This is a genomic window from Guptibacillus hwajinpoensis, assembly GCF_005144865.1.
Taxonomy (GTDB): Bacteria; Bacillota; Bacilli; order Bacillales; family Guptibacillaceae; genus Guptibacillus; species Guptibacillus hwajinpoensis_A.
On the sequence record NZ_SWFM01000002.1, the window covers coordinates 149,443 to 175,580 of the forward strand.

Below are 26,138 nucleotides of genomic sequence, written 5' to 3' on the forward strand. Positions count from 1 at the left end.
AGCACTTATTTCCAAAGAAGCGACCCTCCACTAAGACGCTTGACGCCACGGACTGTTGACAGATCTTCAACAAGTTGAAGTGCCGCAAGGTCTTTTTTCTTTGCTTCAATCATGATATCTGCGTCTTCGCCATACTCTTTCAACATTTTGATGAAAGGGAGGGCAAACTCCTGATCTACGTAATCTGAGTGGCTGCGATAAGCATTTTCCGACTTAGGTGATGAGAGATGGAATTTTGGTCGTATGTTATGTGATTTCCAAGTCTTGTGCACACGCTCCAAAAAATCTTCTGGAAGCCCGTCACCGGGATTGGCCATATGATGATGGTAATCAAATATGAACGGGACTCCTATTCGCTCACACGTCTCAAGTGTTTCTAAGGCATTGTATGTTTTATCATCGTTTTCAAGTGTAACGTGCGATCGAATGGGTTCTGGAATGGTTTCGAAATTTTTGTAGAAGCGCTTGAGTGTTTCTTCTTTATCTCCGTACGCTCCACCTATATGAATGTTTGTAATCGCGCGCTTATCGAGTCCCATTGCTTGCAGCATGGCAACATGATAATCAAGGTCACCAATCGCATTATCTGTTACGTGTTGCTTCGGGCTTGTAAATAACGTGAATTGATTGGGATGAAAGCTAACGCGGAGTTTATGCTTTTTAACAAGGTCACCTATTTCCTTAAATTTATCACGAAAAGGTGTTATGTAATCCCACGTTGCTTCTGGATGAGTAGCAAGGGGAACGATGGAAGAAGACATGCGATATAATTCGATTTCATGAGCAATATTATAATGAAGCGCTCTAAGTGTACTTGTGAGATTTGTATCTGTAATCGAGTGAAGCTTCGTTTCCCTCTCCTCTTTTGAGAGCTTTGACCAACTTGCAAACGTCATCGTTCTAGCAGGTGACGCTTCATAGAGGGCAAGAGCATTAGAAACATAGCCGAAACGCAGTTGCATAGCATGGCATTCCTTTCTCTGTTGTGTCTCATGTTTTATTCCCTCCAGCACTGAAATCAAACGGCTCATGGCACATCCTTTCTACAGGAACGGGCTGAAGAGTTGAGCAAATGGACTAATTAACCTGTTGCTTATTGTCCGCTTTTTAAGACGCGCTAGATCAAGACGTTCTGATTGGATGAAGTCACGATTAATTACTTCCATAATCTGAGCAAGAACCTCCGGACTTTCAAATATACAATTGATTTCTCCATTAATATGAAAACTTCGCTGATCAAAATTAGCTGTCCCAATATCGCAAATTTTATCATCAATAATCATCACCTTTGCGTGATAAAACCCGTTCATATATTGATAAACCTCGCCGCCTTCTTCAATTAGCTCGACTAAATATCGGTAAGAAGCTTCCTTAACCAGGGGGTGATCGGCTCTCATTGGAAGAATCAGTTTAACTGACACACCTCGCTGGATCGCATCAACAAGGCTTTTTTGTACCATCTCACCAGGAATAAAGTAGGGCGAACCAATGATGATGGAGGTAGTAGCCTGATCAATATAGCTTGCAAACGATTCTTTTACTTCGCTCCCGTTGGTAATATGAAACTGAATGGTTGTTTTGCCCTGTGGTAAGGATGGATAGAAAGAGTCATCTTCAAATAGAGGTGGATTGTCTTTTTCCCAATCAATTAGAAATTGCTGTTGAAGTGCGTTCACTGCTTCACCAGTAATACAAAGATGATAGTCTCTCCAATAACCAAATTTCGGTTTCTTCCCAGCGTATTCATCACCTACGTTAAATCCCCCAACGTATCCAATGCTTCCATCAATAACAGTGATTTTACGATGGTTTCGTTCGTTTAATGTTGAAAATATGGAAGGGAAATAGATTTTCCGAGAATAAGAAAAATGAATACCGCATGAAGTCATCTGTTCTATTGTCGATTTTTTAAGGCCATGACTTCCAACGTAATCAGCGAGAACGTAGACACTTACCCCTGAAGTCGCCTTCTGACAGAGTTGTTGAATGAACTCCATCCCGGTTTCATCGTCTCTAAAAATATAAAACATCATATGAATATGTTGTTTTGCGCCTTTAATATCATCAAGGAGCATTTGAAAAAAGTCCTCACCGTCAGCCACAAATTCGATATTTCCGTTCATTTTTAACTGAGAGGAAGAGGGCGTCTCTCGACGTTTTTTTGATCCTAGAATGAGATCAAACGTAACCCAAATCAAAGCAGCTAGTACGATTGTAAGTATCAATCCCATTCTTTAACCCTCCGATCGATCTTTTTAGTTGTCTTAGTTTGTCCTAAATTAGAAAAAAGTAAAAATATTTCTCTGACTGAATGCTCATTCAGTTTGTTTTGTGTTATACTGTAGTCAGAAAATTACTTTCATTCTGACTTAAAGCGTTTTCATAAATGATCTGTTCATCCGACGCCGATCAGATATCGTAAAGCGTGCTAACAAGAAGGAATGACATGAAAGGAGAGGTTTGCCAACATGGATGCTTTATTGATCGCCAACTGGATTGCTTTCATTCTTGTAACCGCTTACGCGTTCTCTTTGTTTGGTTATGTTGTGAAAACAAGGTATGAATACATTAAGCTAGGAAAGAAAGCAGAATTTGATCATTCCATGAAAGAACGACTAGAAGCGATTCTGGTCAAAGTATTCGGGCAAAAGAAATTACTAAAAGATAAGAAGAGTGGAACGATCCATGTGATGATGTTCTACGGTTTCCTTCTTGTTCAATTCGGTGCGATTGACATGGTTATTAAAGGTCTATCGCCGGGATCACATCTTCCTCTTGGACCTTTATATCCAGCGTTTACGTTCTTTCAAGAACTCGTAACGCTTATGATTCTGACAGCCGTTGTTTGGGCATTTTATCGCCGTTATATCGAAGCGATTGCAAGGTTGAAAAAAGGATTCAAAGCAGGACTCGTGCTTTTATTTATCGGACTATTAATGATTTCAGTACTATTTGGAAATGGAATGGAAATACTCTGGCATGACCTTGAATATTCATGGAGTGCACCTGTCGCTTCAGGAATTGCATTTCTCTTTTCCTGGATTAATGAGACAGCTGCAATTGCACTGTTTTTCTTCTTCTGGTGGATTCACCTCCTTGTACTCCTAACGTTCATGGTATACGTACCGCAGTCTAAGCACGCACACTTAATTGCTGGACCTGTTAACGTATTTCTTGGTCGTACGAACAAAGTCGGTCAGCTTGCATCGATCGATTTCGAAGATGAGAGTCAAGAAGAGTACGGTGTGAATAAGATTGAAGACTTTAATCAGAAGCAGCTTGTTGATCTATACGCTTGTGTTGAATGTGGCAGATGTACAAACATGTGTCCAGCAACTGCAACAGGTAAAATTCTTTCACCAATGGATTTAATCGTTAAGCTTCGTGATCATTTAACTGAAAAAGGTGCAGCTGTTACATCAAGAACGCCTTGGGTACCTGCTTATGCTTTTTCAAATACAGCAGGAAACCAGATTGCTTATCAATCGCGTGGCCAGCAAGAGACGGCAGCAGCAGCTGAAGGACTTGTCAGTGATGAGTTAATTGGTAACGTTATCACTGAAGAAGAGATCTGGGCTTGTACGACTTGCCGTAACTGTGAAGATCAGTGTCCAGTTGAGAACGAACACGTTGATAAGATCATTGATATGCGTCGTCACCTTGTCCTAATGGAAGGGAAGATGGATAGCGATGTACAGCGTGCAATTACAAATATCGAACGCCAAGGCAATCCGTGGGGCATTAGCCGTAAAGAGCGTGAGAACTGGCGCGATATGCGTGATGATATCGTTGTACCTACTGTGAAAGAGAAAGAAAAAGCTGGTGAAGAGTTTGAGTACCTCTTCTGGGTTGGCTCAATGGGATCTTATGATAACCGTAGCCAGAAGATTGCAGCTTCCTTCGCTAAAATCATGAACGAAGCAGGCATTTCATTCGCAATTCTTGGTAATAAGGAGAAGAACTCAGGCGATACGCCAAGACGTGTTGGGAACGAGTTCCTATTCCAGGATCTTGCACAAAAGAATATTGAAACTTTCCAGAAACATAACATCACAAAGATTGTTACGATCGATCCTCATGCTTATAACTCATTGAAAAACGAGTATCCGGAATTTGGACTTGAAGCAGAGGTATATCACCATACAGAGTTATTGTACGACTGGATTAAAGAAGGAAAACTGAAGCCGAAGCACGAAGTAAACGAGAGAATTACGTATCATGATTCTTGTTACCTCGGCCGATACAATGAAGTTTATGATCCACCACGCGAAATTCTACGTAGCATTCCTGGTGTAGAAGTAATCGAGATGGATCGTAACCGTGAAAACGGTATGTGCTGTGGAGCTGGTGGCGGATTGATGTGGACAGAGGAAGACACTGGTTCTCGCATCAACGTAACTCGAACTGAGCAGGCACTTAGTGTAAAACCTTCTGTAATCGGAAGCGCGTGTCCATATTGCTTAACGATGATGAGCGATGGAACGAAAGCGAAAGAAGTAGAAGAAGAAGTAGCGACACTTGATATTGTAGAAATTCTAGAACGTTCAATTGTTCAAAAAGAAGCAGTTGTTCAATAAGTTGATAGAAAGAAGTTTCTTCAAAGGGTTAGCTTATGCAGGTTTTTTACAACCTGTATGAGCTCTTTCCTTTGTCGCTTTGTAGATAAGCTGAGCGAGCGTTCAGTCGTGTTTTAACCTATTATGATAGCGTTTACAATAACCGGAGGAGGTTTTTCGAATGGGAAAAACAGTCATTGTCAGTGGAGTAAGAACGCCATTTGGTAAGTTTGGTGGGGCATTGAAGTCAATCGAAGCATCACAGCTCGGTGGAACAGCGATTAAAGAAGCGTTGAAGCGTGCAGGTGTTGATCCTGCTTCTGTTGGTGAAGTGATTATGGGTTCTGTACTTCAAGGAGGTCAGGGGCAAATCCCTTCTCGTCAAGCTGCTAGACACGCAGGTATTCCATGGGAAGTGAAAACGGAAACGATTAATAAGGTGTGTGCATCAGGACTGCGCAGTGTGACGCTCGGTGATCAAATCATCCGTTCAGGGGATGAAGAAGTGATTGTGGCCGGTGGTATGGAATCTATGAGCAATGCCCCTTACATCATGAAAGATGCACGCTGGGGCATGCGAATGGGAGATAAGCAGATTGTTGACTTGATGGTTCATGATGGGCTTACTTGTTCGTTTGATGGCTGTCATATGGGTGTATACGGAAATACAACTGCAGAAGAGTATGAAGTCTCAAGAGAAGAACAGGATCGCTGGGCATCTAGAAGTCAGGAGCGTGCGGTGAAAGCAATGGAAGAAGGCATTTTCGCTGAGGAAATCGTTCCGGTTGAAGTACCACAGCGTAAAGGTGATCCACTTGTTGTTGAACACGATGAAGCACCGCGAAAAGGCACAACGCCTGAACAATTAAGCAAGCTGAAGCCTGTCTTTGGTGCAGATGGAACGATTACAGCAGGAAATGCACCTGGCGTAAACGACGGAGCTGGGGCGCTTGTCCTCATGTCTGAAGATCGTGCTGTTAAGGAAGGCAAAGAAGTGATGGCAACCATTCTAGCTCATACAGCAATCGCCGTGGAAGCAAAAGATTTCCCGAAAACGCCTGGTCTCGTCATCAATGAACTTTTGAAGAAAACAGGCAAGACGCTTGAAGAGATTGACCTTTTCGAAATCAACGAAGCTTTTGCAGCAGTTGCATTAACGAGTGGCAAAATCGCTTCCCTTGATGAAGAAAAAGTGAATGTGCACGGCGGTGCAGTCGCACTCGGGCATCCCATTGGTGCAAGTGGAGCGAGAATTCTAATTACACTTATCCATGAATTAAAAAGACGTGGCGGTGGGATCGGCATTGCAGCAATTTGCAGCGGTGGCGGCCAGGGTGACGCAATTATGGTTCAAGTATAGGAGGCGGAATGATGATGGAAATCAAAACAATTATGGTGATCGGTGCAGGACAAATGGGTGCAGGGATTGCACAAGTATGCGCAGCATCCGGATACATGGTCTATTTAAACGATCTAAAGCAAGAGTATATCGATAAAGGACTTGAAAGAATTGAGAAAAACCTTTCAAAACAAGTTTCTAAAGAGCGAATCACACAGGACGACCTAAACGGAACGATGGAAAGACTGAAGGCAACAACAGATATTCACGATGCGAAGCACGTAGATATTGTTATTGAAGCAGCAGTTGAAAACATGGAAGTGAAAGGAAACCTCTTCGCGCGCCTTGATGAAATCGCACCAGAGCATACGATACTTGCAACGAATACATCATCACTTCCAATCACGGAAATCGCTGCAGCTACTAAACGCCCTGAGAAAGTAATCGGGATGCATTTCATGAATCCGGTTCCTGTTATGAAACTCGTTGAAATCATTCGTGGCCTAGCGACGACAGATGAAAGCTATCAGGCAGTTGAGAAATTAGCGGTGGACCTCGGGAAAACAGCAGTTGAAGTAAATGACTTCCCTGGTTTTGTATCCAATCGGATCTTGATGCCAATGATTAACGAAGCTATTTATACAGTGTATGAAGGTGTTTCGTCTCCTGAGGATATCGATAGCGTGATGAAGCTAGGAATGAATCATCCAATGGGGCCGCTAACGCTCGCTGATTTTATCGGTCTAGATACTTGTCTTTATATTATGGAAACGCTCCAAGAAGGATTTGGCGACGATAAATACCGCCCATGCCCGCTTCTTCGTAAGTATGTGAAAGCCGGCTGGCTCGGACGTAAGACAGGAAGAGGCTTCTACCAATACCAGGATTAACACCAAGAGGGGGAACGAGCATGGAGCTTGTATTTACGGAAGAGCAAAAGATGATGCAGAAGATGGTCCGTGATTTTGCTGAGAAAGAAATTGCGCCAATCGTTGAGGAAATGGAAGAGACGGATCGATTCCCACGCGAACTGATCAAGCGAATGGGTGAGCTTGGATTAATGGGTATCCCTATTCCAGAAGCCTATGATGGCGCTGAGATGGATTATACCTCTTATATCATCGCAATTCATGAACTATCCAAAGTGAGTGCAACGGTTGGGGTAATTCTTTCCGTTCATACATCTGTTGGCACATTGCCGATCCTTTCATTTGGAACGGAAGAGCAGAAACAGAAATACGTTCCAAAACTTGCGACAGGCGAATATCTCGGAGCATTTGCTCTAACAGAACCGAGTTCAGGTTCAGATGCGAGTAGTATGAAAACACGTGCAGTTCGTGATGGTGATCACTATATTTTGAACGGTTCGAAAATTTTCATTACAAACGGTGGCGAAGCTGATACGTATGTTACTTTCGCACGCACGAATCCAGATGAAAAAGGAAGTAAAGGTGTAACAGCTTTTATTATCGAACGTGATATGCCTGGATTTAGCGTAGGCAAAAAGGAAAAGAAGATGGGACTAAACGGATCAAACACTGTAGAAATCATTTTCGAAGACTGCCGTGTTCCAGTTGAGAATCGTCTTGGTGAAGAAGGTCAGGGCTTCAAAATTGCGATGGCGAACCTTGAAAGCGGCAGAATCGGGATCGCTGCACAATCCCTTGGAATTGCAGAAGCGGCATTGGAATATGCAACAGCCTACGCCAAAGAACGCGAGCAGTTTGGTAAGCCAATCGGTCAGAACCAGGGGCTTGGCTTCAAACTCGCTGATATGGCAACGGATGTAGAAGCTGCGAAACTACTAACCTATCGTGCAGCAGATCTAAAGAACCACGGCACCCCGTGCATGCAGGAAGTATCGATGGCGAAGCTCTTCGCATCCAAAGCAGCTGTCAAAGCATCAATCGAAGCCGTCCAAGTCTACGGCGGATATGGTTACACAAAAGATTACCCAGTCGAGCGCCTCTTTAGAGACGCAAAAGTATGCGAAATCTACGAAGGCACAAGTGAAATACAGAAAATCGTGATAAGTAGGAACCTGATGAAGTAAAGCGGAGACGAGCGTTCAGAAACGGAGATATTGGAACTCTTGAATGGTAACACGCTTTTTGTGTTCCTGTGAAAGAGTGAAATATCGGAGTTTCTGCGAGTCGCAGCTGGATTTAAAGAAAAGCGGAGGTGGCCGTTTAGGGTCGACAAGCGCTGGAGCCTCACAAATTGAACACGCCTTTTGTGTTCGAGTTGTGAGGTGAAGCGATCGAGACCCTGGTCACTGCAGCTGGATCAGCATAGCCGGAAAAACCCGTTTTATTGTCCAAAAATCAGATATATTAGCCAAATTTCATTTTTATTAGCCAAATTCGAGATATATTGTCCAAAATCTCATTTTATTGTCCAAACCACCAAAAGGAGAGAAATCATATGAATTTCCAACTATCAGAAGAACATGAAATGCTACGTAAAATGGTGCGCGACTTTGCGAGAAAGGAAGTTGAACCAACAGCTGCAGAACGTGATGAAGAAGAGCGTTTCGACCGCAACCTGTTTGAACAAATGGCTGAGCTTGGTTTAACGGGCATCCCGTGGTCTGAAGAGTATGGTGGCATTGGGTCTGACTATTTAAGTTATGTGATTGCAGTTGAAGAGCTATCTCGCGTATGTGCGTCTACAGGAGTTACGCTTTCTGCTCACACGTCTCTTGCTGGCTGGCCTGTGAATGCATTTGGAACGGAAGAGCAGAAGCAGAAATTCCTTCGTCCGATGGCAGAAGGAAAGCTAATGGGAGCATATGGCCTAACTGAACCCGGATCAGGATCGGATGCAGGTGGCATGAAGACGACGGCTAAACTTGATGGCGATGATTACATTTTGAACGGATCGAAAATCTTTATCACAAACGGTGGCGAAGCTGATATTTATATTGTGTTTGCTCAAACAGATAAAGAAAAGCGTCATAAGGGGATTACGGCATTTATTGTTGAAAAAGATACGCCAGGATTCTCAATGGGTAAAAAGGAGAAAAAGCTTGGCATTCGTTCATCTCCAACACTAGAAATTATTTTCGAAGATTGCCGTGTGCCAGTTGAAAATCGTCTTGGCGATGAAGGACAGGGCTTCAAGATTGCGATGAAAACACTCGATGGTGGTCGTAACGGAATTGCAGCTCAGGCAGTGGGAATTGCACAGGGTGCACTTGATGCAGCAACGGCATATGCGAAAGAGCGTAAGCAGTTCGGTAAACCAATCGGTGAGAACCAGGGAATTGGTTTCAAGCTTGCTGATATGGCAACGAAAATCGAAGCTGCAAGACTATTAACTTATCAAGCAGCATGGAAGGAAAGTCAGGGACTTCCATACGGCAAAGAATCAGCGATGTCTAAATTGTATGCTGGCGATATCTCAATGGAAGTTACAACAGAAGCTGTCCAAGTGTTTGGTGGCTATGGTTATACGAAGGACTATCCCGTTGAGCGTTATATGAGAGATGCAAAGATTACGCAAATTTACGAAGGAACGAATGAAATTCAGCGTCTTGTTATTTCAAGAATGTTGATGGCTGATTAAGAAGGGTGAAAGCAATGCATCCACTCGCAGAACGAATTTCAAATCAGGATGAACGTGCGCTTGCGAAAGCGATTAGCACTGTTGAGAATGATTCGGAAGAAAAGCTAGAGCTGCTGAAGGATATCCATCCAATGACAGGACGCGCTCATTATATTGGGATGACGGGATCGCCGGGTGCTGGTAAAAGCTCGCTCGTTAACAGGCTTATTACTTACCTTAGGAAACAGGGGTTAACCGTTGGTGTAGTAGCGGTCGACCCAACGAGCCCATTTAGCGGCGGTGCTCTTCTCGGAGATCGGGTGCGGATGGCGGAGCATTTTACTGATCCTGGCGTTTTCATCCGTAGCATGGGAACGAGAGGAAGTCTTGGTGGCTTATCACGTACAACGAAAGAAACGGTTCGACTGATGGATGCGTTTGGATTCGACGTCATTTTAATTGAAACCGTTGGAGTTGGCCAATCAGAACTCGATATTATGAAAATTGCTGATACGATTGCGGTCGTGTTGAATCCTGGTAGTGGCGATGTCGTTCAAGTGTTCAAAGCCGGTATTATGGAAATTGCGGATCTTTTTGTTGTGAATAAGGCGGATTTGTCAGGGGTGCCGAAGTTACTAGCCGAGCTTGAAAGCATGCTTGATATTGTGAAACATGATGCGCCGTGGCGTCCGCCAATTGTCAAAACCGTTTCTGTAAGAAGTGAAGGTCTTGAGGAACTCTGGGAGAAGATTCAGGAACACTTTGCATACAGCAAGCAGTCAGGTGAGCGAGAGGCGAGACGAAAGACGTCGCTTGAACGTGAAGTCATTGAAGTTGTTCATGCGGAAATGATGAAAAAGCTCGTTGAACAAGAAGAATCTCGCGATAAAAGCTGGATCGAAGAAGTGACAAGTGGTTCAGTTGACCCTTACTCAGCGGCGGTTCGGCTGCTTGAGGATTATGTTGGTCGACAAACGCTAAGAGGAAGGGGATGGGAAGGTGAAAAAGAACGTTCCTTCGATGGTGAAGGATGAAAAGCTCATCCAGAAAAGACGTGAACAAATGATTAAGGCAGCGGTGTCCCTTTTTAAAGAAAAGGGATTTCACCGTACAACAACGAGAGAAATCGCACGTGCGGCTGGATTCAGCATCGGAACGCTGTATGAATACATTCGCAAAAAAGAAGATGTGCTGTATCTCGTTTGTGACAGCATTTACGATGAAGTTCGCGAACGTCTAGAAGAGCAATTGAAGCCGAATATTACTGGAATTGACCGGTTAAGGCAGGCCCTTCATGCGTTTTATCATGTGATGGATGATATGCAGGATGAAGTGCTTGTCATGTATCAGGAAGCAAAGTCCCTTCCACGTGAAACCCTTCCATATGTGTTGAAGAAAGAACTTGGGATGGCCGAAATTTTCGAGAAGCTGATTGAAGAGTGCGTGGCAGAAGGAAAGCTTAATCTCTCAGATGATGAAATTTACGGAGCTGCTCACAATATTCTCGTCCAAGGACAGATGTGGGTGTTCAGGCGCTGGGCGCTACGGTCTCATTATTCAATAGATGAATACGCAAAGATGCAGGAAGCTTTTCTCATTCAAGCACTGAATCCTGTAGAAGCAAATAACGTTTAGGGGAGGAATAGCAGTGAGTGTAATGGAAACGTATAAGCCGGTTCATCACGTTCGTTTTGTAACCGCTTCAAGTTTATTTGATGGTCATGATGCGTCTATTAATATTATGCGACGAATTTTACAGTCTAGTGGAGCAGAGGTTGTTCACCTTGGACATAATCGTTCTGTAGAAGAAGTTGTTAACGCAGCAATTCAGGAGGATGCGCAGGGAATTGCCATCTCTTCCTACCAGGGCGGTCATATGGAGTACTTTAAGTACATGTATGATCTTCTAAAAGAAAAAGGCGCGTCACACGTTAAGATTTATGGTGGCGGTGGCGGAGTTATTATACCGAAAGAAATTAAGGAGCTACATGAATACGGTATTTCTCGTATTTTCTCACCTGACGATGGAAGTGATCTTGGTCTTCAGGGAATGATCGACCTGATGATAAAAGAATGCGATTTTCCGACATTTAAACAAATCGATAACCAGATTGATCGTCTACACGAACGCGATCCTCAAGCAGTCTCAAGTCTTATTACGCTTGCAGAAAGCTTTGGAGCTGAAGGATCAGAAGAGACGGCAGCTACAGCTGAGAAGGTATTCGATAAACTGAAATCAATGGCAACGGAAACACCGGTAATCGGTATTACAGGTACAGGTGGAGCAGGGAAAAGCTCCTTAACAGATGAACTTGTTCGTCGTTTCATTAATGAATTCAGTGAGAAAACTGTTGCGATTCTATCAATTGATCCGACGAAGCAAAAGACTGGTGGAGCTCTTCTAGGTGACCGTATCCGTATGAATGCCATTCATAACGATCGCGTCTTTATGAGAAGTCTTGCAACGCGTAAATCCAAAACCGAACTATCGCTTTCGATTCGCGAAGCGTTAACGGTTGTGAAAGCGGCCGGATATGACTTGATCATCATTGAAACAAGCGGTATTGGCCAGGGGGATGCCGAGATCGTTGAAATTGCCGATGTTTCTATGTATGTGATGACAAGTGAATTCGGTGCGCCTTCACAGCTAGAGAAAATTGATATGATCGATTTTGCTGATTTAATTGTTATTAATAAATACGAGCGAAAAGGCTCTGAAGATGCGCTTCGGGATGTGAAAAAACAGTACCAGCGCAGTCATATGCTATTTGAGCAAAGTCTTGATAAGATGCCTGTCTATGGCACGATCGCAAGTCAGTTTAATGACCCAGGAACAAATACGCTATTTAAAGCACTCGTTGATACGATTCATCGCAAATGCCGCAATGATTGGGCAACAGATATCGAAACAAGCGATATCGTTGAGAAATTAAACTTAATCATTCCACCACAGCGTCAGCAATATTTGCAGGATATTTCAGGCTCTGTTCGTCGCTACCATGAATATGTGGAGAAGCAAGTGCAGCTTGCTCGGAAAGCATTCCAGCTTCAAGGAACAATTGAAATGTTAGAGAGCACAGAAGGAAATGACGAGACGATTTCGATGTTGTCAGGGATGAAAGATCAAAATATGGATGACATGCATGCTGAAACGAGAAAAATCATTGAGAACTGGCCAGAGTTGAAAGAGAAATATAGCGGCAAGGAATTTGTGACGGTTATTCGAGATAAAGAAATCGTTACTGAATTAACGACGAAAAGTCTTGCCGGACTTGATATACCGAAAGTATCCCTTCCAAAGTACGAAGACTGGGGAGAAATTGTACGCTGGGTATTGAAAGAAAATGTACCAGGCTCCTTCCCATATACAGGCGGTGTATTTCCGTTTAAGCGAAAAGGAGAGGATCCTAAGCGTCAATTCGCAGGAGAAGGAACGCCAGAGCGAACGAATCGTCGCTTCCATTACCTTTCTGAGAATGAAGATGCTAAGCGTCTAAGTACAGCTTTTGATTCGGTAACCCTTTATGGAGAAGATCCAGACTATCGCCCTGATATTTACGGTAAAGTTGGCGAGAGTGGGGTTAGCATTTGTACCCTCGATGATATGAAGAAGCTTTATGCAGGATTCGATCTTTGTGCACCTTCAACATCTGTTTCGATGACGATCAATGGACCTGCACCGATCATTCTTGCGATGTTCATGAATACAGCAATTGAGCAGCAAATCAATCGTTTTGAAGAGAAAGAAGGACGTAAAGCAACCGAGCAGGAGCTTGCAGATATTAAGGCAAGCACGCTTAGTACGGTTCGTGGTACCGTTCAAGCTGATATTCTAAAAGAAGACCAAGGTCAGAACACGTGCATCTTCTCAACGGAGTTCGCCCTTCGTATGATGGGTGACATTCAAGAATATTTCATTAATGAAAACGTTCGAAATTATTATTCCGTCTCCATTTCTGGATATCATATTGCAGAAGCGGGAGCGAATCCAATTTCTCAGCTTGCGTTTACGCTCGCGAACGGTTTCACGTATGTGGAATATTACTTGAGCCGCGGTATGGATATTGATAAGTTCGCGCCGAATTTATCGTTCTTCTTCAGTAACGGGTTAGATCCTGAATACACTGTTATTGGTAGAGTTGCTCGTAGAATCTGGGCTACTGTCATGAGGGAGAAGTACGGTGCAAATGCACGAAGTCAGAAACTGAAATACCATGTACAAACGTCCGGTCGCTCACTCCATGCACAGGAGATGGATTTCAACGATATTCGTACAACGTTGCAGGGCTTGATGGCGATTCATGACAACTGTAACTCGCTTCACACGAATGCTTATGATGAAGCTGTTACAACTCCGACAGAAGAATCCGTTCGCCGTGCCATGGCGATTCAAATGATTATTACGAAAGAACATGGATTGACGAAGAACGAAAATCCACTTCAGGGCTCCTTTATCATTGAAGAGCTAACAGATCTTGTAGAAGAAGCCGTTCTATCTGAATTTGAACGGATTAACGCACGTGGAGGCGTTCTTGGCGCCATGGAGACGCAATATCAGCGTGGTAAGATTCAAGAGGAATCGATGCATTATGAAATGCTTAAGCATAGTGGAGAGCTTCCAATTGTTGGCGTAAATACGTACAAAAATCCGAATCCACCTGCAGAAGAAGAGTGGAACATGGAGCTTGCGCGAGCGAGTAAAGAAGAGAAAGAACAGCAAATCACGAACTTAAAACAGTTTCAAGAAGAGCATACTGACAAGACAAATGACGCCCTTAATCGCTTAAAGCGCGCTGCCCTTACAAAAGGAAATATTTTCGAAGAATTAATGGAAACAGTAAAGGTTGCAAGTCTTGGGCAAATCACCACAGCACTCTATGAAGTTGGCGGGAAATATCGTCGAAATATGTAGACGGTTAACAACTTGTCAAATGCAAGCGTTCATATTATTGTAGGAGGAAGGGAAGCCTTCCTCCTTTTCGTTCTGCTGACTTAAGGAAATAGTGGGAGTTCGAAGGCGAAATCCTTCTATTACAATGGCTTTGATTTAAAAGATTATTGTTTTGCGCTTGATTTTGTATAAAAACTCCACACTTCGAAGTGATTGTAGCGGAAGGTGCTCGACTCCTGCGGGACTAGCGGGACAGGTGAGACCCCACAGGCGCGCCTTAAGCGCGCCGAGGAGGCTCACCGCCCGCACCAAGGAAAGCGAGCACCTGGAGCGGAAATCACCACTGCTGATATGACAACAATGTTTCTGAAAACAGCCATTTCAATAGATTTGTTCAAAAATCGTAGCATAGATTGCTGAAATTTGTTTATAATGAATGGTATGTTTTGTATTAGGATCTACAGGTTAGATGTAATAATAGCTATGAATGAATGATAAGCTAGTTTCTCAACTTGTTCTTTTACTAGAGAGCGACCAGCTGAAGCACGCGAGTCATTTATTAGAAGTAGCGTAGGATAATGGAAAGGGAGTGCCGATATCGTGAGTAGCTTAAAGCAGCTATCTGCTGAAGACATTCAAGAAACATCGATGATTGATATTATGTATTACATTTTGCAAGATGAGAAGAAACCAGTTTCTTTCTATACACTAATGGAGCGAATTGGGAAGATGAAAGGGCTTAGCTCTACTCAGCTTCAAGAAATGCTTGCAGAAGTATACACAAACTTAAATACAGACGGCCGTTTTGTTACGCTTGGAGACAACCAGTGGGGATTAAAAGGCTGGTATCCTGTTGAGCAAACACAGGAAGAGCTAGCAACAACAATCAAGCCGAAGAAACGCAAGAAGTCTAGCGATGATGACGAGCTAGGTTTTGATGAAGATGCTGAAGATGATCTTGAAGACCTAGAAGTTGATGATCTTGATGACTTTGACGACGATGATTTCGATGATGATACAGAAGATTTAGATGATGAAGACATTGATGAAGACGACGATGACGACGTAGAAGACGATTCAGAAGAAGACAAGAAATAATTTCTGTCGCTTCTTGACTTTCAGTAACGAAATCGGTAGAATCATTTTTGGGCTTCACCAATAAACTAATATACTTATAGATACGATATAAAAACAAAAGTGCCCCCTCATTTATGGGACAGGTGCCACTTTTGTTTTTTTGTTTTTGTCTCATTACTAAAAGGGTTATCAAAACAGGTTTTGTGAAAGGCTCTGTTCTAAAAAATTGTTGCTTTTGAAACCAATGTTGAATAAAACACAACACTTCGCTCATTGGAGCGGAAGGATGCTCGACTCCTGCGGGATTAGCGGGACAGGTGAGACCCCACAGGAGCGTTAGCGACGAGGAGGCTCACCGCCCGCCCCGCGGAAAGCGAGCATCCTGGAGCGGAAATTAACCACTTATCTAAAAGCAACAATGTCTGCGAACCTTGCTTACGAAAACAAATTTATTTTTAATATAAGCAGTGTGACTCTAATGAGCGACTAAAACCCAGTAAGTGAACCTTCCAATAAATTTATTTCATTTTAACCATCTGCATTGATTTTATTTAAAAAAATCTAAAATCAACCGTTTCGGATGAATCCTCTTCCTTTCAAGAAGGGCAGAATACAAACCATGAGGGGGCATAAATATGACAGCAGGCAAACAGAAGAAGTATATTTTTGTAACAGGCGGCGTTGTATCATCGCTAGGAAAAGGGATCACAGCAGCATCACTAGGACGTCTTCTAAAGAACCGTGGCGTGAGCGTAACGATTCAGAAGTTCGATCCATACATTAACGTCGATCCAGGAACAATGAGTCCGTATCAGCACGGTGAGGTATTTGTAACGGATGATGGCGCAGAGACGGATCTTGACCTTGGGCACTATGAGCGTTTTATTGATATTAACCTTTCTAAGAATTCAAACGTAACAACAGGTAAAGTCTATTCCACTGTACTTCGCAAAGAACGCCGTGGCGACTACCTTGGTGGAACTGTTCAGGTAATTCCTCATATTACGAATGAAATCAAAGAGCGCATCTTCCGCGCTGGCAACGAAACGAACGCAGATGTTGTTATTACAGAAATCGGCGGAACGGTTGGAGATATCGAAAGTCTTCCTTTCCTTGAAGCGATTCGTCAGATCAAGAGTGATATCGGTAAAGAGAACGTGATGTACATTCACTGTACGCTTCTTCCTTATTTGAGAGCTGCCGGTGAGATGAAAACAAAGCCAACACAGCATAGCGTTAAAGAGCTTCGTAGCCTTGGTATTCAACCGAACGTAATCGTTGTTCGTGCAGAGCAGCCAGTTCCACAGGAAATGAAAGATAAAATTGCATTGTTCTGTGACATTGATGAGCATGCTGTTATCGAAGCACTAGATGCTGACACGCTTTATAAAGTTCCACTAGCCCTTCAAGAGCAGAAGCTTGATGAAATCACTTGCCGTCACTTGAAATTGAACTGTCAAGAAGCGGACATGGAAGAGTGGAATGCCCTTGTTAATAAGGTGCAGAACCTTTCAGGCAAGACGAAGATCGCTCTTGTTGGTAAATACGTTGCTCTTCAAGATGCTTATATTTCGGTCGTTGAATCGTTGAAACACGCTGGATATGCATTTGATGCGGATATCGATATCAAATGGGTAAACTCTGAGACAGTTACACAGGAAAATGTGCATGAGCTTCTCTCAGACGTTGATGGTATTCTTGTACCTGGTGGTTTCGGAGATCGCGGTATTGAAGGGAAAATCACGGCTATTCAATATGCGCGTGAAAACAAGGTTCCTTTCCTTGGAATCTGTCTTGGTATGCAGCTTGCTTCAGTTGAATTTGCGCGCAATGTATTGAACCTTGAAGGTGCTCATTCTGCTGAAATTAAGCCAACTACAAAATACCCTGTCATTGACCTTCTTCCTGAGCAAAAGGATGTTGAAGATCTCGGTGGTACACTACGTCTAGGCCTATATCCTTGTAAACTTATTGAAGGTACAAAAGCGTACGAAGCTTATAATGACGAGGTTGTTTACGAGCGTCACCGCCATCGCTATGAGTTCAGTAATCAATACCGTGCTCAAATGGAAGAGGCAGGATTTATTTTCTCAGGAACTAGCCCTGATGGACGCCTTGTTGAAGTTGTTGAAGTGCAAGACCACCCATGGTTTGTTGCATCACAATTCCACCCAGAATTCACTTCTCGCCCAACACGTCCACAGCCGTTGTTTAAAGAATTTATCGGCGCAACAATCGCTAACAATAGATAATAATCATAAAACATCCACTTCAACGTTGAAGTGGATGTTTTTTTGCAAATGGACCTTTTCTAAAAGACTATAGTTTTTGTAACAGGTTTAATAAAACCACATATCAAAGTTGATTGTAGCGGAAGGTGCTCGACTCCTGCGGGACTAGCGGGACAGGTGAGACCCCACAGGCGCGCCTAAAGCGCGCCGAGGATGCTCACCGCCCGCACCAAGGAAAGCGAGCATCCTGGAGCGGAAATCAACTACTACTCTTACGGCAACAATGTCAACGAAATTACATTAAAATTCGTAACCATGTTCTTCCAGTATTTCCCTCGTTGTTAAATAAAGGGCATGGTACACATAAAGAGAAGTGAGTAGAGACGGATAACCAACACGCTCCCCATCATCATTTGGAACAAGTCCATCCGTCAGTCCCGTGTTTATATGGAAATGCACATTTTCCTCAAGAGCGTGTGACGCATCTTTTCGCGTTGCTGAAACACCTACAACAGCTGCCCCTGTTTCTTTAAACCTACTCACTCGATCTGCGGCGCCTTGATCATCATTGAATCGAGTAAATAAAATAACGCAATCTTTTTCCGTTAAAGCAGATGGATCATGTAGAATAGAACAAGAAGGCAACTTTTCAGCACCATAAACAGCTTCTAGTGCCGCACCTTGAAGCTCATGCTCACCATAAAAATAAACCGTCCCTCCACCATTAATCGTCTGAGCAAACAAACGCGAAATATCTTCAATCACCATCTCATGATTATCTTGTATCAATTTAAACTTACCCATCAACTGCGTAGTAAATATCTTCATCATCATGCCCACAACCTTTCTATCTCTAATTTCTTACTTGAAATTTTTTATTTGATTTGTATTTGTAATTATGATGTCATTACTATGGATAAAGAACTCATTAAAAGAACCCGCTCGATTTTTGGTTTACATTATTTCTAGAAGATTAAAGTATTGAATGTTTTTAAAACCACAATACAAAGTTGATTGGAGCAGAAGGTGCTCGACTCCTGCGGGATGAGCGGGACAGGTGAGACCCCACAGGCACGCCCAAGCGTGCCGAGGAGGCTCACCGCCCGCCCCGCGGAAAGCGAGCACCTGGAGCGTAAATCAACTACTACTCTTATCGCAATATCGGCAATCATCTTAACACAAAAAATTCATAAACAGCGTTCTCCATTATAACGCGTACAACGTTTCCTTGCGAATTCCTGCTTGAAAATCATAATCAGGAAGGGATTTAATCACTTTAAGCGAATTAAATCACTAAGACTAACTGAAAAGTAGAGGTGGCTCACACATGGAGAAAATATTAATAGTAGATGACCAATATGGCATTCGTATCCTTCTTAACGAAATTTTTCAAAAAGAAGGCTATCAAACATTTCAGGCAGCAAACGGTGTACAAGCCCTTTCGATCGTTAAAAGTGAGGACCCCGATTTAGTTATTTTAGATATGAAAATCCCTGGTATGGATGGACTAGAAATTTTGAAACGAATAAAGAAAATGGAAGCAAGAGCACTTGTTATCATTATGACAGCTTACGGTGAACTGGACATGATTCACGAAGCAATGGATTTAGGTGCAATTACTCACTTTGCTAAACCATTTGACATTGATGAAATCAAAGCATCAGTTAAAAAAGAATTAGCAGCGCTCTCTTAACAAAGAGGTAGCGCTTACATAAACAAATCCCATTAAATCAAGCTTTTTCCCCTTCTTTTATAGAATTCATATGCTATAATAGAACCGTGTTTTTGAAGAATTTGTAGAGGTAATGGATTCAGATTAGCAGAAAATTCTTGGAACGGGACATACATAAAAACACGATGTTTGTGCCATCTTGAAGAAGACAGTTTTTTCTGGATGCATCTGCATGCTTCAACGGCAGGTATTGGTTATTAAGATGGTCCAGGTCAGAACCTGGCAATTCTAAATTATATTGAGGAGGATTTATTATGCCTTTAGTTTCTATGAAAGAAATGCTCGAAAAAGGTAAAGCAGAAGGCTATGCAATTGGCCAATTTAACCTTAACAACCTTGAGTTTACTCAAGCGATCCTACAAGCTGCACAAGAAGAGAAGTCACCAGTTATTCTTGGTGTTTCTGAAGGTGCTGCTCGTTACATGGGCGGATTCAAAACAATTGTTACAATTGTAGAAGCGCTTATGGAAGAGTACAAGGTTACAGTACCAGTTGCAATTCACCTTGACCACGGTTCTAGCTTCGAGAAGTGTATGCAAGCGATCAACGCTGGATTCACTTCTGTTATGATCGATGGTTCTCACTACCCTCTAGACGAAAACATCGCACTTACTTCTAAAGTAGTGGAAGCTGCACATGCAGTTGGTGTTTCTGTTGAAGCTGAGCTTGGACGTATTGGCGGACAAGAAGACGATCTTGTTGTTGAAGACGCTGATGCTGCTTACGCGATCCCTGAAGAGTGTGAGCGCCTTATCAACGAAACTGGTGTAGACTGCTTCGCACCTGCACTTGGTTCTGTACACGGCCCTTACAAAGGTGAGCCTAACCTTGGATTCGACCGCATGGAAACAATCAGCAAAATGACTGGTGTTCCTCTAGTACTTCACGGTGGTACTGGTATCCCAACAGCTGACGTGAAAAAAGCGATCAAGTTTGGACATGCTAAAATCAACGTGAACACTGAGAGCCAAATTTCTTCTGCTAGAGCAGTTCGTTCTGTTCTTGAAGAAAAGCCAGATCTTTATGATCCTCGTAAATACATGGGACCAGCACGCGATGCGATTAAAGAAACAGTAATCGGCAAAATGCGTGAGTTCGGTTCTTCTAACAAAGCATAAACTTCTTAAATCGGATCATCAAAACCGCTCGACTTCGAGCGGTTTCTGATTTCCGTTTTAACCCCTCATCTACTACCTTGCGACTATTTTTCATTTATTTACCTTCAAATCGTCTAACTTAAAACAAAATATGTTAAAATTTTTCTCGTAAACGCTTTCTAAATTGAAGGAGGACATACGTAATGAAAATTTTCATAGATTCTGCAAACTTGAATGATATTAAAGAAGCACATGACATGGGTGTTGTTTCTGGTGTAACAACAAATCCTTCTTTAGTGATGAAAGAAAAAGTGAATTTTCATGACCGTCTTAGAGAAATTACTAGCCTTGTATCTGGATCTGTTAGTGCAGAAGTTGTTTCGACGACAGCAGAGGAAATGATTGAAGAAGGAAAGCAACTAGCTGATATTGCGCCAAATATTACAGTGAAGGTGCCAATGAATCGTGAAGGGATGAAAGCTGTTAAAGCATTCTCTGAAGCTGGTATCAAGACAAATGTCACGCTTGTTTTTTCGGCGAATCAGGCATTGCTAGCTGCCCGCGCAGGGGCTTCTTACGTTTCACCATTCCTTGGACGACTTGATGATATCGGACACAACGGTCTTGATCTCATCTCTGAAATTTCTGATCTATTTGCTGTACATGGTATCGAAACAGAAATTATTGCTGCATCCATTCGTCATCCTCTACATGTAACAGAAGCCGCTCTTCGCGGTGCTGACATTGGAACAATGCCGCTTAAGGTCGTTCTACAAATGCTTGAACACCCACTTACAGATAAAGGGATAGATCAATTCCTTGCTGATTGGGAAGAAGCAAAAAAAGAGATGGAATAACAAGAACAAATTGGCATGAACTTCCTGTTTTTGCCCATACTATTCTTAAGAAGTATCAAATTTCGACATTGTTAGAGGAATGAGATGCGGACGAAGAAGGGAGACCATTATGGAAAAGTTGATGATCGCCGGAGGTCACCGTTTAAGTGGGACCGTTCAAGTGAGCGGTGCCAAAAATAGCGCGGTTGCTTTAATCCCGGCGGCTATTTTAGCAGATTCCACTGTCACAATTGATCATTTACCGAATATTTCTGACGTGGGAATTCTCCGTGATCTTCTTGAAGAGATCGGCGGACAAGCTGAATTGAATGGAAATACATTAACTGTGAACCCACAGGATATGATTGCTATGCCTTTGCCGAATGGGAAAGTGAAGAAGCTACGTGCTTCTTACTACTTAATGGGCGCGATGTTAGGGCGTTTTAAAAAAGCCGTAATCGGGCTTCCTGGCGGATGTAACCTTGGACCACGTCCAATTGATCAGCATATCAAGGGATTCGAGGCCTTAGGAGCAAAGGTAACGAATGAGCAAGGCGCAATCTATCTCCGTGCTGATGAGTTAAAAGGTGCGCGCATTTACCTTGATGTGGTTAGTGTCGGAGCTACAATTAACATTATGCTTGCTGCTGTTCGTGCAAAAGGGCGCACCGTTATCGAAAACGCTGCAAAAGAGCCTGAAATTATTGATGTGGCAACACTACTATCAAGCATGGGTGCAAAGATTAAAGGAGCTGGAACGGACGTCATCCGAATCGATGGAGTAGACGAGCTTAGCGGCTGTTACCATTCCATCATTCCTGACCGAATTGAGGCAGGAACTTACATGATTATGGCGGCTGCGATGGGAGACGAGGTTGTCATTGATAATGTCATCTCCCAACACCTTGAATCGCTCATTTCGAAACTGCGTGAGATGGGTGTGAAAGTAGAAACAAATGAAGATCAAGTGTATATAAAGTCTCCACGTGAAGGTTGGACAAGTGTAGACTTGAAAACGCTCGTTTATCCTGGGTTTCCAACAGATCTTCAACAGCCGTTCACATCGTTGCTCACTAACGCTGAAGGTAGCAGCATTGTGACGGATACGATTTATGGAGCTAGGTTCAAGCACATTGACGAGCTTCGCAGAATGGGAGCAAACGTTAAGGTGGAAGGCCGATCTGCCATTATTAATGGCGCTGTTAAGCTCCAGGGAGCCAAGGTGCGTGCAACAGATTTACGTGCTGGGGCCGCACTTGTTGTTGCTGGACTGATGGCTGAAGGAGTAACTGAAATATCAGGACTTGAGCACATTGATCGAGGATATGAGCGACTAGTAGAAAAGCTAAACAATCTTGGTGCACGAGTTTGGCGAGAAAAGCTCGACCAGGAAGAGTTGAAAGAAGTAGAAAGCTCTTAAAGTAGTATGCAACAGAAGCGGCGGTGCAAACCGCCTTTCTGTAATCTTTTCGTGTAAGCGTTTTAAATCTAGAGATCGTGTTAATTCGGGGAGGAGAGCATGATGGAAAGAAGTTTATCGATGGAACTAGTAAGGGTAACAGAAGCAGCTGCCCTTGCTTCAGCTCGTTGGATGGGTCGAGGTAAGAAGGAAGAGGCTGATGATGCGGCAACAACTGCGATGCGTGACGTATTTGACACTGTACCAATGAAAGGAACAGTTGTTATTGGGGAAGGTGAGATGGACGAAGCACCAATGCTATACATAGGGGAAAAGCTTGGAACAGGCTATGGACCTCGCGTAGACGTTGCGGTCGATCCACTTGAGGGTACGAACATTGTAGCTGCAGGAACATGGAACGCACTTGCCGTACTTGCTGTTGCTGACCACGGAAACCTTTTGCATGCGCCTGATATGTATATGGACAAAATTGCAGTAGGACCAGAAGCTGTAGGGAAAATCGATATTAATGCTTCCGTGCTTGATAACCTGAAAGCAGTAGCTGAAGCGAAGGGTAAAGAAATTGAAGATTGTGTGGCGGTCATATTAGACCGTAAGCGCCACGAAAAGATTATAGAAGAAGTTCGTTCTGCAGGTGCTAGAATCAAGTTGATTACAGACGGAGACGTGGCAGCTGCCATTAACACTGCGTTTGAGGATACTGGAGTTGATATTCTCTTTGGATCAGGTGGTGCTCCTGAAGGCGTTCTTGCTGCTGTTGCCCTGAAATGTTTGGGTGGCGAAATTCAAGGGAAACTTCTCCCGCAGAATGATGAAGAGTTAGCTAGATGTAAGCATATGGGGATTGAGGATGTATCCCGTGTTCTTTACATGGAAGATCTCGTAAAAGGTGATGACGCCATTTTTGCTGCTACAGGAGTGACAGATGGCGAATTACTAAAAGGTGTAAGGTTCAAGGGAACTTCTGGAACAACACAGTCCGTTGTTATGCGTGCTAAATCAGGAACAGTCCGCTTTATTGACGGCAAACACAGCTTGAAAAAGAAGCCTGATCTGGTCATTAGAGCTTAGAGAATAGAAAAGAGTGGTGCTGTGATAAACAGCATCGCTCATTTCATGTTGAATATTCTTGTGGAATCTGGTAAAACTATAAGGTGCTGTATAATTAACGTGTAAGTTATCAAAGTAGTTAAACAACCTAGTTCATTTCGGATTCAATACCATCCGAAAACCTTCAATGCTATTGGACCAATTAAACTAAGAGTAACGATTGTTAAGCAACACCTTCGTTGTGTTCTTCCTCTACTCTCACTTAAGAGATGCCTGAATGGATAGCCTCTCACAGGATCTCAACAAACTCTTTTCTCTCTTTCTTTATTTTCGAAGATCGATTTAGTTTATTTCTCTCAGCAGAATCCTATTGTTTTCAAACAGCTTTTGGACTTCAAAAACGTTTTATTGATTTAAAGGAATGTTGCATTAGATCTCAAGGGTTTCGCTTATTTGTGGCAACCCACTGTGACCTAATTGTCATTTCGTGCTTCAATTTTTGGGATAAAACCTATCATTATATAAAAAGTGTGGTGTCAACATGGCAGTAAATTTATCAGAATTAGAACAAATGACGTTAAAAGACCTGTATGAGCAGGCAAGATTGTATAAAGTCTCGTATTATAGCAAGTTAAACAAAAGAGAGCTTGTCTTTGCCATATTAAAAGCACAGGCAGAGCAGTCTGGACTTCTTTTCATGGAAGGGATACTTGAAATCATTTCTTCTGAAGGATTCGGATTTCTTCGACCGATTAATTACTCTTCAAGTGCAGAAGATATTTACATCTCGGCATCGCAAATTCGTAGATTCGATTTGCGTAATGGTGACCGTGTGTCTGGAAAAGTCCGTCCTCCAAAGGAAAATGAGCGTTACTACGGACTGTTGCATGTAGCGGCAGTAAATGGTGAAGACCCTGACTCATCCAAAGAACGTGTCCATTTCCCTGCGCTTACACCTCTCTACCCTGAGAAACGCATGAACTTTGAAAATCAGTCGGGTAGTCTTTCAACACGTATTATTGACATGATTGCGCCCGTTGGATTTGGACAGCGTGGATTAATCGTGGCACCTCCAAAAGCAGGTAAAACGATGCTATTGAAAGAAATTGCAAACAGCATTACAACAAATCATCCAGAAACAGAACTTATTGTTCTTCTAATCGATGAACGTCCAGAGGAAGTAACGGATATAGAACGTTCTGTTGATGGCGATGTTGTGCATTCAACTTTTGATGAAACTCCAGACAATCATATTAAAGTGGCAGAACTTGTTCTTGAACGTGCCATGCGTCTTGTTGAGCATAAGAAAGACGTAGTTATTCTACTCGATAGTATTACACGTCTAGCGCGTGCTTATAACCTTGTTATTCCTCCGAGTGGACGTACGCTTTCAGGTGGTATTGATCCTGCTGCGTTTCACCGTCCTAAGCGTTTCTTTGGTGCTGCGAGAAACATTGAAGAAGGCGGTAGCCTGACGATTCTTGCGACAGCCCTTGTTGAAACAGGTTCTCGTATGGATGACGTCATTTATGAGGAATTTAAAGGTACAGGAAACATGGAACTCCATCTTGATCGTAAACTTGCAGAACGTCGCGTGTTCCCTGCGATTGATATTCGTCGCTCTGGTACGCGTAAGGAAGAACTTCTTCTTCCGAAAGAACAGCTTGAAATGCTTTGGACAATTCGTAAGAGCATGGATGATTCATTTGAATTTGTGGATAACTTCTTAAAACGCCTTAAGAAAACGAAAGCAAACCGTGAGTTTTTCGATCTATTTGAGAAAGAAAAAAGCGGTTCTTCACGTTAAAGATTGAACTGATTTAAGATTGGAATGACCAATTGCATTGTAGGTATCTCCCTGCTATAATACTTCTATGTGTGCAGAAGCTAGAAGGCATTGCCTTCTAGCTTCAGATAACTCTGGTTCCTCAGGGATCAGGGCGGAAGGAGATGAAATTCATGAAACAAGCAATTCATCCAGGTTATGAAAAAATCACTGTTAGGTGTGCTTGCGGTAACGAATTCGAAACTGGTTCTACAAAACAGGACGGCGTCAGCGTAGAGGTTTGCTCTGAGTGTCATCCGTTCTATACTGGACGTCAGAAGTTTAATGACGCTGGTGGACGCGTAGATAAGTTTAGAAAAAAATACAACCGTTAAGGTTAATAATAGAAAACAGGCAAGTATTTACTTCTTGCCTGTTTTTTTAACACTATAAGTAATAATGAAACACAATAGCGTTGGTTGTGTTATTTTATGGGGATGATTTTTGGCTCATTTCCGCCGTTTTGGTAAGAAACGGTTCGAGCAAATGAATTTGCTCACTCGTTTCTTACCAAAACGGCGACCTTTCAGCTTAGCTG

Annotated in this window: 20 protein-coding genes; 17 read left to right on the forward strand and 3 right to left on the reverse strand. The window is 42.8% G+C overall.

Annotation, left to right across the window (positions count from 1 at the left end; all coding sequences use genetic code 11):
- Positions 1-5 precede the first annotated feature (5 nt).
- Both uvsE and cls read right to left on the reverse strand, forming a co-directional pair.
- Positions 6-962 (reverse strand): UV DNA damage repair endonuclease UvsE, encoded by a 957-nt coding sequence (uvsE, locus tag FBF83_RS08145; protein ID WP_136946673.1) that lies wholly within the window; start codon positions 960-962, stop codon positions 6-8.
- An 81-nt stretch (positions 963-1,043) separates the two neighbouring features.
- On the reverse strand, positions 1,044-2,231 hold the full coding sequence (gene cls / locus FBF83_RS08150) for a cardiolipin synthase (RefSeq protein ID WP_136946674.1): 1,188 nt from the start codon (positions 2,229-2,231) through the stop codon (positions 1,044-1,046).
- Between the two features lie 237 nt (positions 2,232-2,468).
- Here cls and FBF83_RS08155 point away from each other — a divergent pair, with 237 nt between their 5' ends.
- The 10 genes from FBF83_RS08155 to FBF83_RS08205 all read left to right on the forward strand — a co-directional run bounded on the left by FBF83_RS08155 (position 2,469) and on the right by FBF83_RS08205 (position 17,661).
- Positions 2,469-4,577 (forward strand): (Fe-S)-binding protein, encoded by a 2,109-nt coding sequence (locus tag FBF83_RS08155; RefSeq protein ID WP_136946675.1) that lies wholly within the window; start codon positions 2,469-2,471, stop codon positions 4,575-4,577.
- A gap of 160 nt (positions 4,578-4,737) precedes the next feature.
- The gene (locus FBF83_RS08160) at positions 4,738-5,916 is read left to right on the forward strand and encodes an acetyl-CoA C-acetyltransferase (protein ID WP_136946676.1); all 1,179 of its coding nucleotides are present in this window, start codon (positions 4,738-4,740) and stop codon (positions 5,914-5,916) included.
- A gap of 14 nt (positions 5,917-5,930) precedes the next feature.
- Positions 5,931-6,785 carry a 3-hydroxybutyryl-CoA dehydrogenase gene (locus FBF83_RS08165; RefSeq protein WP_136947145.1) on the forward strand — a complete coding sequence of 285 codons (855 nt, stop codon included), beginning with the start codon at positions 5,931-5,933 and terminating at the stop codon, positions 6,783-6,785.
- 20 nt (positions 6,786-6,805) lie between these two features.
- Entirely contained in the window at positions 6,806-7,948 is a 1,143-nt protein-coding gene (locus tag FBF83_RS08170; protein WP_136946677.1) for an acyl-CoA dehydrogenase, read from the forward strand.
- 371 nt (positions 7,949-8,319) lie between these two features.
- On the forward strand, positions 8,320-9,462 hold the full coding sequence (locus FBF83_RS08175; RefSeq protein WP_048311336.1) for an acyl-CoA dehydrogenase: 1,143 nt from the start codon (positions 8,320-8,322) through the stop codon (positions 9,460-9,462).
- A 14-nt stretch (positions 9,463-9,476) separates the two neighbouring features.
- Positions 9,477-10,475: a methylmalonyl Co-A mutase-associated GTPase MeaB gene (meaB, locus tag FBF83_RS08180; RefSeq protein WP_136946678.1), complete on the forward strand. Its 999-nt coding sequence runs from the start codon at positions 9,477-9,479 to the stop codon at positions 10,473-10,475.
- Positions 10,462-11,076 carry a TetR/AcrR family transcriptional regulator gene (locus FBF83_RS08185; protein WP_136947146.1) on the forward strand — a complete coding sequence of 205 codons (615 nt, stop codon included), beginning with the start codon at positions 10,462-10,464 and terminating at the stop codon, positions 11,074-11,076. The genes meaB and FBF83_RS08185 overlap by 14 nt, the downstream gene beginning before the upstream one ends.
- Positions 11,077-11,098: 22 nt before the next feature.
- A complete protein-coding gene (gene icmF, locus FBF83_RS08190) occupies positions 11,099-14,353 on the forward strand; it encodes a fused isobutyryl-CoA mutase/GTPase IcmF (RefSeq protein WP_136947147.1) in 3,255 nt (1,084 codons plus the stop codon).
- Positions 14,354-14,932: 579 nt separating this feature from the next.
- Positions 14,933-15,430 (forward strand): DNA-directed RNA polymerase subunit delta, encoded by a 498-nt coding sequence (rpoE, locus tag FBF83_RS08200; RefSeq protein ID WP_240688033.1) that lies wholly within the window; start codon positions 14,933-14,935, stop codon positions 15,428-15,430.
- A gap of 614 nt (positions 15,431-16,044) precedes the next feature.
- The gene (locus FBF83_RS08205; protein ID WP_136946680.1) at positions 16,045-17,661 is read left to right on the forward strand and encodes a CTP synthase; all 1,617 of its coding nucleotides are present in this window, start codon (positions 16,045-16,047) and stop codon (positions 17,659-17,661) included.
- A gap of 279 nt (positions 17,662-17,940) precedes the next feature.
- Here FBF83_RS08205 and FBF83_RS08215 read toward each other — a convergent pair whose 3' ends face one another.
- Complete coding sequence (locus FBF83_RS08215; protein WP_169525255.1) at positions 17,941-18,471, reverse strand: DUF2529 family protein; 531 nt, start codon at positions 18,469-18,471, stop codon at positions 17,941-17,943.
- A gap of 496 nt (positions 18,472-18,967) precedes the next feature.
- Between FBF83_RS08215 and FBF83_RS08225 the strand changes: the two genes are divergently transcribed.
- From FBF83_RS08225 to rpmE, 7 genes are all read left to right on the forward strand, one after another.
- Positions 18,968-19,333: a response regulator gene (locus FBF83_RS08225; RefSeq protein ID WP_136946684.1), complete on the forward strand. Its 366-nt coding sequence runs from the start codon at positions 18,968-18,970 to the stop codon at positions 19,331-19,333.
- Positions 19,334-19,626: 293 nt separating this feature from the next.
- Positions 19,627-20,490 (forward strand): class II fructose-1,6-bisphosphate aldolase, encoded by an 864-nt coding sequence (gene fba, locus FBF83_RS08230; RefSeq protein WP_136946685.1) that lies wholly within the window; start codon positions 19,627-19,629, stop codon positions 20,488-20,490.
- A gap of 182 nt (positions 20,491-20,672) precedes the next feature.
- Complete coding sequence (fsa, locus tag FBF83_RS08235) at positions 20,673-21,326, forward strand: fructose-6-phosphate aldolase (protein ID WP_136946686.1); 654 nt, start codon at positions 20,673-20,675, stop codon at positions 21,324-21,326.
- A gap of 109 nt (positions 21,327-21,435) precedes the next feature.
- Positions 21,436-22,725 carry a UDP-N-acetylglucosamine 1-carboxyvinyltransferase gene (locus FBF83_RS08240; RefSeq protein WP_136946687.1) on the forward strand — a complete coding sequence of 430 codons (1,290 nt, stop codon included), beginning with the start codon at positions 21,436-21,438 and terminating at the stop codon, positions 22,723-22,725.
- 102 nt (positions 22,726-22,827) lie between these two features.
- Positions 22,828-23,796, forward strand: coding sequence for a class II fructose-bisphosphatase (gene glpX, locus FBF83_RS08245; RefSeq protein ID WP_136946688.1), 969 nt, complete (start codon positions 22,828-22,830; stop codon positions 23,794-23,796).
- Between the two features lie 520 nt (positions 23,797-24,316).
- Positions 24,317-25,582, forward strand: coding sequence for a transcription termination factor Rho (gene rho / locus FBF83_RS08250; RefSeq protein WP_136946689.1), 1,266 nt, complete (start codon positions 24,317-24,319; stop codon positions 25,580-25,582).
- Positions 25,583-25,734: 152 nt separating this feature from the next.
- Positions 25,735-25,935, forward strand: a complete 201-nt coding sequence (rpmE, locus tag FBF83_RS08255; RefSeq protein WP_136946690.1) for a 50S ribosomal protein L31 — start codon at positions 25,735-25,737, stop codon at positions 25,933-25,935.
- The last annotated feature ends 203 nt before the right edge of the window (positions 25,936-26,138 follow it).

What these genes read in the sequence shown, in the direction of transcription:
- FBF83_RS08205 (WP_136946680.1), top strand. Translation starts at nt 16,045, where the DNA reads ATGACAGCAGGCAAACAGAAGAAGTATATTTTTGTAACAGGCGGCGTT.
- FBF83_RS08225 (WP_136946684.1), top strand. Translation starts at nt 18,968, where the DNA reads ATGGAGAAAATATTAATAGTAGATGACCAATATGGCATTCGTATCCTT.
- FBF83_RS08185 (WP_136947146.1), top strand. Translation starts at nt 10,462, where the DNA reads ATGGTGAAGGATGAAAAGCTCATCCAGAAAAGACGTGAACAAATGATT.
- meaB (WP_136946678.1), top strand. Translation starts at nt 9,477, where the DNA reads ATGCATCCACTCGCAGAACGAATTTCAAATCAGGATGAACGTGCGCTT.
- glpX (WP_136946688.1), top strand. Translation starts at nt 22,828, where the DNA reads ATGGAAAGAAGTTTATCGATGGAACTAGTAAGGGTAACAGAAGCAGCT.
- rpmE (WP_136946690.1), top strand. Translation starts at nt 25,735, where the DNA reads ATGAAACAAGCAATTCATCCAGGTTATGAAAAAATCACTGTTAGGTGT.
- fsa (WP_136946686.1), top strand. Translation starts at nt 20,673, where the DNA reads ATGAAAATTTTCATAGATTCTGCAAACTTGAATGATATTAAAGAAGCA.
- uvsE (WP_136946673.1), bottom strand. Translation starts at nt 962, where the DNA reads ATGCAACTGCGTTTCGGCTATGTTTCTAATGCTCTTGCCCTCTATGAA.
- FBF83_RS08215 (WP_169525255.1), bottom strand. Translation starts at nt 18,471, where the DNA reads ATGATGAAGATATTTACTACGCAGTTGATGGGTAAGTTTAAATTGATA.
- FBF83_RS08160 (WP_136946676.1), top strand. Translation starts at nt 4,738, where the DNA reads ATGGGAAAAACAGTCATTGTCAGTGGAGTAAGAACGCCATTTGGTAAG.
- cls (WP_136946674.1), bottom strand. Translation starts at nt 2,231, where the DNA reads ATGGGATTGATACTTACAATCGTACTAGCTGCTTTGATTTGGGTTACG.
- FBF83_RS08165 (WP_136947145.1), top strand. Translation starts at nt 5,931, where the DNA reads ATGGAAATCAAAACAATTATGGTGATCGGTGCAGGACAAATGGGTGCA.
- icmF (WP_136947147.1), top strand. Translation starts at nt 11,099, where the DNA reads ATGGAAACGTATAAGCCGGTTCATCACGTTCGTTTTGTAACCGCTTCA.
- rho (WP_136946689.1), top strand. Translation starts at nt 24,317, where the DNA reads ATGGCAGTAAATTTATCAGAATTAGAACAAATGACGTTAAAAGACCTG.
- FBF83_RS08170 (WP_136946677.1), top strand. Translation starts at nt 6,806, where the DNA reads ATGGAGCTTGTATTTACGGAAGAGCAAAAGATGATGCAGAAGATGGTC.
- FBF83_RS08175 (WP_048311336.1), top strand. Translation starts at nt 8,320, where the DNA reads ATGAATTTCCAACTATCAGAAGAACATGAAATGCTACGTAAAATGGTG.
- FBF83_RS08240 (WP_136946687.1), top strand. Translation starts at nt 21,436, where the DNA reads ATGGAAAAGTTGATGATCGCCGGAGGTCACCGTTTAAGTGGGACCGTT.
- fba (WP_136946685.1), top strand. Translation starts at nt 19,627, where the DNA reads ATGCCTTTAGTTTCTATGAAAGAAATGCTCGAAAAAGGTAAAGCAGAA.
- FBF83_RS08155 (WP_136946675.1), top strand. Translation starts at nt 2,469, where the DNA reads ATGGATGCTTTATTGATCGCCAACTGGATTGCTTTCATTCTTGTAACC.